Source organism: Okeania sp. SIO2B3 (assembly GCF_010672525.1).
Taxonomy (GTDB): Bacteria; Cyanobacteriota; Cyanobacteriia; order Cyanobacteriales; family Microcoleaceae; genus Okeania.
The window spans coordinates 96272-106493 of sequence record NZ_JAAHGH010000019.1 but is presented as its reverse complement, the minus strand read 5'-3'; the positions used below and the strand labels follow the sequence as shown (position 1 = coordinate 106493).

General features: G+C 37.1%; 9 protein-coding genes. 8 read left to right on the top strand and 1 reads right to left on the bottom strand.

Annotated features, from left to right (window positions below):
* Positions 1 to 174: 174 nt before the first annotated feature.
* The 7 genes from F6K15_RS16695 (at position 175) to F6K15_RS16665 (ending at position 6056) form a co-directional block, all read left to right on the top strand.
* Positions 175 to 675 (top strand): pentapeptide repeat-containing protein, encoded by a 501-nt coding sequence (locus F6K15_RS16695; protein ID WP_293062573.1) that lies wholly within the window; start codon positions 175 to 177, stop codon positions 673 to 675.
* A gap of 264 nt (positions 676 to 939) precedes the next feature.
* Positions 940 to 2535 (top strand): glycoside hydrolase family 57 protein, encoded by a 1596-nt coding sequence (locus F6K15_RS16690; protein WP_293062571.1) that lies wholly within the window; start codon positions 940 to 942, stop codon positions 2533 to 2535.
* A gap of 794 nt (positions 2536 to 3329) precedes the next feature.
* A complete protein-coding gene (locus F6K15_RS16685; RefSeq protein WP_293062570.1) occupies positions 3330 to 3524 on the top strand; it encodes a hypothetical protein in 195 nt (64 codons plus the stop codon).
* A 77-nt stretch (positions 3525 to 3601) separates the two neighbouring features.
* Positions 3602 to 3796 carry a hypothetical protein gene (locus F6K15_RS16680; protein ID WP_293062569.1) on the top strand — a complete coding sequence of 65 codons (195 nt, stop codon included), beginning with the start codon at positions 3602 to 3604 and terminating at the stop codon, positions 3794 to 3796.
* A gap of 38 nt (positions 3797 to 3834) precedes the next feature.
* Positions 3835 to 4029: a hypothetical protein gene (locus F6K15_RS16675; RefSeq protein WP_293062569.1), complete on the top strand. Its 195-nt coding sequence runs from the start codon at positions 3835 to 3837 to the stop codon at positions 4027 to 4029.
* 501 nt (positions 4030 to 4530) lie between these two features.
* A complete protein-coding gene (gene argJ / locus F6K15_RS16670; RefSeq protein WP_293062568.1) occupies positions 4531 to 5772 on the top strand; it encodes a bifunctional ornithine acetyltransferase/N-acetylglutamate synthase in 1242 nt (413 codons plus the stop codon).
* A gap of 26 nt (positions 5773 to 5798) precedes the next feature.
* A complete protein-coding gene (locus tag F6K15_RS16665) occupies positions 5799 to 6056 on the top strand; it encodes a hypothetical protein (RefSeq protein WP_293062567.1) in 258 nt (85 codons plus the stop codon).
* Positions 6057 to 6395: 339 nt separating this feature from the next.
* Here the strand turns inward: F6K15_RS16665 and F6K15_RS16660 are convergent, their stop codons facing one another.
* Positions 6396 to 6968, bottom strand: a complete 573-nt coding sequence (locus F6K15_RS16660) for a phospholipase D-like domain-containing protein (RefSeq protein WP_293062566.1) — start codon at positions 6966 to 6968, stop codon at positions 6396 to 6398.
* 563 nt (positions 6969 to 7531) lie between these two features.
* On the opposite strand from F6K15_RS16660, the gene F6K15_RS16655 reads away from it, so the two are divergent.
* Positions 7532 to 9631 carry an ATP-binding protein gene (locus F6K15_RS16655; RefSeq protein WP_293062564.1) on the top strand — a complete coding sequence of 700 codons (2100 nt, stop codon included), beginning with the start codon at positions 7532 to 7534 and terminating at the stop codon, positions 9629 to 9631.
* Positions 9632 to 10222: the final 591 nt, after the last annotated feature.

The window sequence follows — 10222 nt, the reverse complement described above, 5'->3', positions numbered from 1 at the left end:
AGAGCTGATTTATAAAGTAAATATTAAGAGGATAAATGCTTTACAGTGTAAGGGTTCGACACTATCTAAGCCCCTAGGGCATAATTTTCCGCCAACCCATGCTAGAAAGGAGTTTTAACTCAGTTTATAAATCAGCTCTAAAACTTATTTTGTCTTTAAATATTAATGGCTAAAATGAAATTTAAAATATTAATAACAACCCTATTATTTTCACTAGCTTTTGCTACACCCGTAGTGGCATATACAAAGTGGCAAGTACGAATTTTAAAACGTTCAAATGAATGTTTTTTCTGCAATCTTTCCGATATAAATCTCAGTGATTCTAATTATAAAAAAATGAACGTGACTGGTTCTGTACTACAAAATGCTAACTTCTCTGGTACAAATCTTGAAAAAGCCAACTTTACCAACACAGATTTAACAGGGGCAAAATTCGAGAGCGCCAACTTACAAGAAGCTAACTTACAAAGGTCTATCCTCAAATCTACTAACTTTTGGGGGGCAAATCTTCAAGAGGCCAATTTACGCGGAGCAGACCTCACAGAAGCCATTTTTTGGAATGCCGATTTAAGAGGAGCAGATTTGCGGGACACTGATATTAGTAATGCTAGCTTCATCGATGCCCAGCTCAACGGTGCAATCTTACCTGATGGCAGCGTATATCAATACAAATAGGCGTTAACTACCTCAACTTGCTACTCAGCAAATTTTTTTGAGATGCCTTCGTTTGTGGATCATTCCGGAACGGAAAGGAGATTTCAACTCCTCCGAGGGCCATCCGGCTGCCCAGAAGCCGGAGATTTTTACCCAGAGCTATCAAAGCTGAAGCGCTAAAAGCTGATAGCTAGTTAACTTTTGTACTCTTTACCCTTACAATCTTAAAACATTGTAAATATTTTCAATTTTAGCTCACCCTTTTATTAATTACCCTTAAAAACTATGGCTATTGGCTACCTCGCCTTTGTTCTTCATGCCCATCTACCTTTTGTCAGACATCCAGAAAGTGATTATGTCCTAGAAGAAGAGTGGCTCTTTGAAGCAATAACCGAAACTTATGTCCCCCTGATACAAATGTTTGAGGGATTAAAACGAGATGGTGTGGACTTTAAAATTACTATGAGTCTCACACCACCTTTGGTGTCTATGCTACGAGACCCACTATTACAAGAACGCTATGAACATCACTTAAGCTTACTTGAAGAATTAGTAGAAAAAGAATATGACCACAATCTCCATAACGGTCATATCCGCTACCTTGCAGAACATTACGCTACTCACTTCAATAATGTTCGAGAACTCTGGGAACGTTACGACTGCGACTTAATTTCTGCATTTAAACAGTTTCAAGACAGCAATAACCTAGAAATTATTACCTGTGGAGCTACTCATGGTTACTTTCCACTGATGAAAATGTATCCGGAGGCAGTCTGGGCACAAATAGAAGTTGCTTGTCAAGATTATGAAGCAAATTTTGGCCGTCGTCCCAGAGGGATTTGGGTGCCAGAATGTGCCTATTATGAAGGTCTAGAGCGAATGTTGGCGGATGCTGGTATACGTTACTTTTTAACAGATAGTCACGGTGTACTATACGCTCGACCACGGCCCAGATTTGGTAGTTATGCTCCTATCTTTACAGAAACAGGAGTGGCTGTTTTTTCTAGAGACCATGAATCTTCTCAACAGGTTTGGTCTTCCCAAGTAGGGTATCCAGGAGACTCAGAGTATCGAGAATTTTATAAAGATTTAGGTTGGGAAGCAGAATATGAATATATTAAACCTTATATTATGCCTAATGGCCAGAGGAAGAATACTGGTATTAAATATCACAAAATTACAGGTCGTGGCTTGGGATTAGGAGATAAACAACTTTACGACCCATACTGGGCCAGGGAAAAAGCTGCGGAACACGCTGGCAATTTTATGTTTAATCGGGAACGCCAGGTTGAGCATCTATACCATATTATGGAGCAACTCCCGATTATTGTTTCTCCCTACGATGCTGAGTTGTTTGGTCACTGGTGGTATGAAGGACCTTGGTTTTTGGATTTCCTCTTCCGTAAAACTTGGTATGACCAAAGTACCTATCGGATGATTCATTTAGCAGATTATTTGCAGAAACACCCAGAACATCAAGTTTGTCTTCCAGCACAGTCTAGCTGGGGATATAAGGGTTTCCATGAATATTGGCTCAATAATACTAACTCTTGGATTTATCCTCATCTACATACTACTACAGAGCGAATGATTGAGTTGGGTGGACGAACACCAGCAGATGAGTTGGAGTTGCGGGCGTTAAATCAAGCGGCCAGAGAACTTTTGCTGGCTCAATCTTCTGATTGGGCTTTTATTATGAGTACGGGTACTATGGTTTCTTATGCTGTGCGGAGAACAAGATCCCATTTGATGCGTTTTAATAAGCTCTATGAAGAGATTCTACAGGGAAAGATTGACTCAGGTTGGTTGGAAAAGCTGGAGGCGATCGACAATATTTTTCCTCAAATCAACTATCGAGTGTACAAACCGCTTTTTCAGTAAGAGGGAATAGGGAGTAGGGAGTAGGGGGAAATAACGAAGTCAGAAGTCAGAAGTCAGAAGTTAGAAGTTAACCCACCCCTAACCCCCTCCCAGGAGGGGAATTTGGTGAGATGGGGAAATTCTTATATTTGCACAATTAGGACTTATACAATTTTCCAAAAATAATGTTACGAATAATTTGGCTGATTAAAAGATTTTATAGGAGATGTCCCTTTGACTAAAAAGATAAGTTCCGACCTAAAAAATGATATTGAAGCCATTCATTCTGACTCCTAAATCCTGACTCCTGACTCCTGACGTCCCCTCCCCTCCTGGGAGGGGTTAGGGGTGGGTTGACTCCTAAGAAATATCCTAGCTATTTGTAGCAAACATTTATCAATTTGGTATTACGCACGGGCACTAAATCCAGTGAGGGCGAATGCCATTTGCTAACGCAAAACTCCGAATTGCGCCCCTACATATTGCGTTTTAAAGGTGAATTTGCGTAAGTCCTGACAATTAAATGTATTTCATATCCATATAAATATTCTCTATAAATATTCTCTGACGACAATTAATTAGCCCTACTCTTCTAAACCTTTCCTTCTGCCTTCTACCTTATTGCACCAAAACGCTACATATATCAATTTAATATATTCAAACTCTACATATAGCGTTTATAAATAATAAAGATAAAGATTTGTAAATAATTAGCATTTTGTAGCAACAGTTACAGAATTTTTAGTTAATATAAAAATGTAAGGGAAAAAAGCTTCCCAAACATGAGTTAAATAATCAAGGGAGAAAATCTAAAGATGTTTACTGAACCTCAAGCACGCTCTTTAATGGTACGTCATCACCATCTGGTAAAAAATCGTCAACAGTCAATGCTAAACAGAGTAGCTGTAGAAGTGGGCTTAGAAAATAGTAACTATTGGAGCCATATTCAAGGAAAAGTACAGCCTAGCTTTAGGAAAAATTATGAGCGTGGTCATGCTTCGATGAGCTAATTTATTTTCTTTCTTGCCACCTCCATTAATCTTTAACAAACAACAGTTAATTAAACAGAAACAGGAGAATTAAAAATATGTATGTAGAACATCAAGCTCGTGCTTTAATGATGCGTCATCACAACCTAATTAAAAATCGTCAACAGTCGATGCTGAACCGCACCGCAACAGAAGTGGGTGTAGAAGCAGATAATTACTGGGGAAATATTCAAGGAAAACCACATCCTAGTTTTGTTACTACTTATGACCGTAGTCATGCTTCCATGAGTTAGAGTGAAAATCAAAAGTCAGCAATAGGAGAATTAAAAATATGTATGTAGAACATCAAGCTCGTGCTTTAATGATGCGTCATCACAACCTAATTAAAAATCGTCAACAGTCGATGCTGAACCGCACCGCAACAGAAGTGGGTGTAGAAGCAGATAATTACTGGGGAAATATTCAAGGAAAACCACATCCTAGTTTTGTCACTACTTATGACCGTAGTCATGCTTCCATGAGTTAGGAATATTTTCTGAATAACTGAATAATGTTTTTGACTCAAGAGTCGCAGCTTCCCTATCTGAGATACCCATCAAAGGAAGTTGCGACTGATTTTTTTATCTTCAATAGACATCTGGTAAAAATCAAAAATAAAATCAATTCTTATCCATAAATTATCAATTATTCTTCCCTGTTCCCTGTTCCCTGTTCTACCAATTTGAAAAAAGAATGCTACAAAAAGGTAGATATTGATCGGATATGCTTAAAAATAGCTGCTTCAGTTCATTTAAGATAGTTATCCATATCTTTTTTTCCCTTTTTTTCAATATTTACCCCTTCTTCCTTCTTCCCTCTTCCTTCTTTCTTAACTTCTACAATTTGTAACAAACATTTATCAAATTGGTATTCCCTCTTTTGGAGGAGATGTCTAATTGAAAATCTAGATTTTTGATGAAGTTTAGTCTATAATACCCCCTCAGTAATTTATAATTTCCAGTCAGTTATCAAATAAAGGAAAGAAACAATGTCAGACTGGCAAATGATCGATGGTGGGGTAACAGCTCCCAAAGGATATCGAGCAACAGGAATTACTGCGGGGTTAAAACCCTCCGGAGCACCAGACTTGGCCTTGATTTTGTCAGATGTAGACTCGATCGCAGCTGGAGTCTTCACGACAAGTCAAGTACGAGCTGCTTGTGTGGACTACTGTCGGCAACAGCTAGAAGCTAAACCAAGTGCTAGGGCAATTTTGTGTAATTCTGGACAAGCAAATGCTGGTACTGGAAGTTTAGGTTGGCAGGATGTTGTGGAAAGTGCGGAAGCATTGGGTTTAGCGCTCAATATTTCTCCAGAGTCAATTTTACTAGCTTCTACTGGAGTTATTGGCAAACGAATTAAAATGGATGCTCTCAAAGCAGCAATTCCCGAGTTAGTCTCTACAGTTTCTACCGAAGGGGGAGAAGCAGCAGCAAAAGCTATTGTTACTACAGATTTAGTTACAAAGTCAATTGCTCTGGAAACTCAAATGGGCGATCGCCCGGTGCGTATTGGTGGTATTGCCAAAGGTTCTGGTATGATCCATCCGAATATGGCAACAATGTTGTCGTTTGTAACTTGTGATGCAGCGGTTTCTCCTCCATTATGGCAAGAGATGTTAACTAGAGCAGTTAATCGTAGTTTTAATCAGATTACTGTTGATGGGGATACGAGTACCAATGATACAGTAATTGCCTTGACAAATGGTCAATCTCGCACCTCTGCTATTACTAATGTGGGGGCGGAGGCGGAAAAGTTGGAGGCTATGTTGACAGAGGTTTGTGTCTATTTGGCAAAAGCGGTAGCTCGTGATGGAGAGGGTGCAACTTGTCTGATGGAAGTTCAGGTTACAGGAACGTCTGATGAAGCATCTGCGAATAAAATTGCTAAGACTATTGCAGGTTCTTCTCTTGTAAAATCAGCTATTTTTGGTCGCGACCCGAACTGGGGAAGAATTGCCGGAGCTGCTGGTCGCGCTGGAGTGAAGTTTGAGCAGGAGCAGTTACAGATAAAGTTGGGAGACTTTTTGATGATGGAAAATGGTCAACCTTTAGATTTTGACCGAGCTGCTGCTAGCGAGTATTTGAAGCAGAGAGCAGCAGGGAAATATCTCAAGGATGATACTGTGTTAATTTCTGTCAAAGTTGGGGATGGTGTTGGTAGTGGGAAAGCTTGGGGATGTGACCTGAGTTATGATTATGTGAAAATTAACGCTGAGTACACTACCTAGTAATTAGGGTTTGCTGAAAAAGTATTATGAGTGAGGTTAGGAGACAGGAGACAGGAGACAGGAGACAGGAGACAGGAGACAACCCACCCCTAACCCCTCCCCCTCCCAGGAGGCAGGGTCTATTTATTGTCACGCCTAGAAAAAAGGAAGAGGGGGGAGAGGGGGAAGAGGGCAGGGTCTATTTATTGTCACGCCTAGAAAAAAGGAAGAGGGGGGAGAGGGGGAAGAGGGGGAAGAGGGGGGAGAGGGGGAAGAGGGCAGGGTCTATTTATTGTCACGCCTAGAAAAAAGGAAGAGGGGGGAGAGGGGGGAGAGGGGGAAGAGGGGGAAGCATAGGAACTCAAAAAAATATAGGGTTGTAAATATTCTCGCTACGACAATGAATTAGCCCTGCCTCCCAGGAGGGGAAGACAGGAGAAATGGTTCGGGAGCAAGGAGGTAGGAGTAACAATTGTCAATTTGGGATTTTTCTGCCCAACTATGCGCCTAAAATACGAGCTATGCATGAGCATGAAGAGCTGAAAAATTTGCACTATTAATATTATTTATGAAAAAATATGACTGGATGCGATGGCTTTTTGAGTTGTTTTTGAGGAGCGATCGCTTCCTAATTTTATTTATTCCTAGCTAGTTTTTTTTGCTGCTAAGTTTGGTGCTTGGGCAAAAGAGTTAATCAAGTTTTGAATGTTATTAATATTATTTGTCCAAATTCCTATTTCTTCATGGCAGTTATCAGTATTTCCTGGTTTTGAACAGAGAATATTGGCACTTGTAATTACGGCAAATTTATAATCACAAACCCAAATTTTGGCATGAGTGCCTATTAGTTTCAGTTGAAAATTTTCGGGGTATAATTGTTTAAGTTTTTGTAGTTCTTTCATACCATCGTATTTCCAAATATTGGCAGGATTTAATTGCCAACAACCATTACCAGGAATAATAATATTACCAATATCTTGTTGCCATCCCCAATTAATTTGTATTTTTACTTTGCGTTTAAGGGTATTTTGAAATTCTTGAATCAGATGATTATTGAGGCTATAACGAGTTAGCCAAGGGCAAACAATAATAATTTTTTCTTGTGCTTGGTGGAGGGTTTTTAGGAGTAGGTAACGATGTTGATTTTTACCTTGGATGAGTTCTTGGCAGTTAAAGGGGTCGGTATTTTTTCCGTGAGAGTTAGTGGTTATAAACATTTGGATATTTCCTATTCATTTAAGGTATGAAACTATTGTGCTGAGAATTTCATTATTTGTCGGTAAGATAAGTTAAGAAGTTTAGTAACCTGACTAAGTAAGAAAAAGTCAGGATAAGTATTCAGCCGTCAGCTATCAGCTATCAGCTATTTTTTAGTTTTAGATAAAAGCTTTGTTAATTAAGTCAGAATTAAATCTAACTACAAAAGCTGACTTTAAAGTCTATATTAATTTCAACCCTCTGTTTAAGGTTGGGATATCATGGCTGAGAGCTGACAGCTAATAGCTGTTTGCGCAGCATTCCGCAGGAAATGCTTACAGTATTCAGCCGTCAGCTATCAGCTATCAGCTATTTTTTAGTTTTAGATAAAAGCTTTATTAATTAAGTCAGAATTAAATCTAACTACAAAAGCTGACTTTAAAGTCTATATTAATTTCAACCCTCTGTTTAAGGTTGGGATATCATGGCTGAGAGCTGACAGCTAATAGCTGTTTGCGCAGCATTCCGCAGAAAATGCTTACAAGTTAGGTTAAACTAAAAAGTAAGTTTTATAAGTAAAATAATGATGAATGAACAAGAAGCATTAGAAATTGTTAATGAGGCAATTTTTCAAAATAAACAAAGAAAATTAAAGTATATTGAAGAACTTATTTTTAAGGGTTCTTTACAAAAATATACTTACGACAAAATAGCAGAAAATAATGATTATGATGTGCAGTATATTAAAAATGAAGGTGCTGCTTTTTGGCGTTTACTATCAAAAATATTGGGAGAAAAGGTTAGTAAAAATAATTTTTTGGGAGCCTTAGAAAGACGACAAGATTGCTCTGCAAAGTTACCACTCTCTCTTTCTTCAAACAACTCTTTACCTCAAGAGTTCACTACAGAAATAAATGTTCCAAAAAAACCTGATTTTGTGGGGCGAGAAGAAGCGATCGCTCACCTTAATACTCTTATTACTGGTCGAGGTGCAAAGGTTATTGGTATTTATGGCAAGGGAGGTATTGGAAAAACAACTCTTGCTCGTGAATATTTGCAAGTTCAAATAATCAAAATTTTAGAGCTTAATGTTGGGATGGATACTGAATATATTACTTCTGTCAAAAGTTGGGTAAAACGTCAAATAAACCAACAATTTAAACAGAAGGCTAAAAAAAAATTTATTGATATGCTGGAGCAACTAAAATATTTACTTCAGAATGAAAAAGAAAAAGTAGGAATATTAATTGATAACTTAGAAACTGCTCTTGATGAAAAGGGAAAGTTTAAACAAGAGCATCGTGATTATATTGAATTAATCACAAGAGTTTTAAATCATCCCACTGTTAATGCCATTACATTAATTACTTGTCGTGAAGAGATTAATGAGGCAAAATTAAGTTTTGTCGAATCATACTTACTGCCAGAATTAAGTGAGTTAGCATGGCGGGAATTTTTCAGCATATTTGAAATTAATATAAATACTCTTGCTTTAAGTGAAATTCACACAGCTTATGGTGGAAATGCTTTAGCAATGAAAGTTCTTACCCATCCAATAAAAACATATTATGGTGGTAGCTTACAGAATTATTGGCTGGATAATAAACAATTTTTATTAAAGGGGCAAATTAAGGATTTAATTGCTAGTCAGTTTGACCGTTTATTTGAACATGACCGTCATGCTTATAATCTTCTTTGTCGTTTAGGAATTTATCCTTATCGAGAGATTCCTAGAGTACAAAAAATTGGGCTTTCTTGTTTACTTTGGGATGTCAAAGAATCAGGAACTATGCAGGCAATTGAATCTTTACAAAGACGATATTTAATAGAGTTTGAAGCGGGAGAATATTGGCTACATCCAGTTATTAGGGCAGAATCTCTGACAAGATTAGATGCTCTGGATAATACTCTTCTTTTGATGAAGGAAGAAATTGATAAATTATTGGTAAGAGATGAGAAATTCCAGCATTTTTTAGAATGGCTAAGAGAAGTTACTCTTCTCGATTCAGATTTTACCCCATTAGATTTTAGAGCTTTTTATCTTTGTCTTGAATATGTGTACAGTTTCAGAATTTTCTATCAAGATGAATTTTTGGAACTAGCTAATTTTTTTGGTATCCCTTCTATGGAAGAAATTGGAGAAGTATTCTTTAACTTTATTACTTCCACTGATGTTAGTAAGATTGAAGAAGAAATGAAAGTAGTTTATGAAATACATGAATATCTACTATACGACCTTTTAATTGACAAAAGTTTATACGATATACTTAAACTTGGCAGGTGTTCGAGCTTCGATCCTAAAAATTATTTAGCAAGTGAAATTGATTATTTGACTGGAGATGGACAGTATATTGATGTAGAACTAAAACAAGCATTACAGAAATTAAAATCCGAATTGCCAGACCCAAATCAAAAAGAAGAACTGTTTGATGCTTGGTGGAAAACTAATAGTAAAAATTGGGCTGAAAAACTAAGAAAAGTAATGATTGAATATCGTGAAATTGGTCACGACTGGCAATTTAGTTTGCATGACTGCTTACTTTTGAAGGAATATTATCATGCAAATGTTTTACTTTTATATTGCCTCTACTATTGTGATTATCATTTAACTAATTCTGTGCGAAATAAAATTAAAGATGAATTATTTTTACCCATAGCTGAAATCGAAAAAAGGAAAGAGTAAAAATCACAGATAAAACCTAAGCAGTAGACACAACTATTGCCACGAAAAAACCCCTGGTTCAAATTACTGCAAAAAAATCCAATATAAACAATAGTAAAAAATATCATACAGCTTCCAAAAAAGTACAAAATACTGTCAGGAAATTACTCAAATACCATTATTCCTATTTAATTAAAAATATCAAATATATTGAACTTAAATTAAACCAGGAGTATAGTAAAACTTAAGCATTCAGCCATCAGCTATCAGCTAGCCTCCTATGGTCGGAACTACGTTATCAGCTATGAGTTGTTAGCTCATTATCAGCTCAAAATAGGAATTAGTCTCCAAGGAAAATTAAAACTTATAAAAAAAATGTCTTCAGCTAACCTTAGTAATACCATTTATCAAAAACTTTTCTACATTTTGTTGAGCAGGGGACTCACCCCTCGCCCCTCCCAGGAGGGGAAATAGGGGAGTGGGGGAGTAGGGGAGAAGTAAAAAGTAAGAATAATTAACATTAACTGGGCTATTTTTAGCAAAAAAGTGATTATATCTGTTTTGATTAATTAATAACTGAAGTCTTACCCAAGTATAGCGTTACTTTTAGGA

Bases quoted from the DNA above. Each gene is read 5' to 3' on its own strand.
- F6K15_RS16695 (WP_293062573.1), top strand. From the start codon at position 175: ATGAAATTTAAAATATTAATAACAACCCTATTATTTTCACTAGCTTTT.
- F6K15_RS16690 (WP_293062571.1), top strand. From the start codon at position 940: ATGGCTATTGGCTACCTCGCCTTTGTTCTTCATGCCCATCTACCTTTT.
- F6K15_RS16685 (WP_293062570.1), top strand. From the start codon at position 3,330: ATGTTTACTGAACCTCAAGCACGCTCTTTAATGGTACGTCATCACCAT.
- F6K15_RS16680 (WP_293062569.1), top strand. From the start codon at position 3,602: ATGTATGTAGAACATCAAGCTCGTGCTTTAATGATGCGTCATCACAAC.
- F6K15_RS16675 (WP_293062569.1), top strand. From the start codon at position 3,835: ATGTATGTAGAACATCAAGCTCGTGCTTTAATGATGCGTCATCACAAC.
- argJ (WP_293062568.1), top strand. From the start codon at position 4,531: ATGTCAGACTGGCAAATGATCGATGGTGGGGTAACAGCTCCCAAAGGA.
- F6K15_RS16665 (WP_293062567.1), top strand. From the start codon at position 5,799: ATGAGTGAGGTTAGGAGACAGGAGACAGGAGACAGGAGACAGGAGACA.
- F6K15_RS16660 (WP_293062566.1), bottom strand. From the start codon at position 6,968: ATGTTTATAACCACTAACTCTCACGGAAAAAATACCGACCCCTTTAAC.
- F6K15_RS16655 (WP_293062564.1), top strand. From the start codon at position 7,532: ATGATGAATGAACAAGAAGCATTAGAAATTGTTAATGAGGCAATTTTT.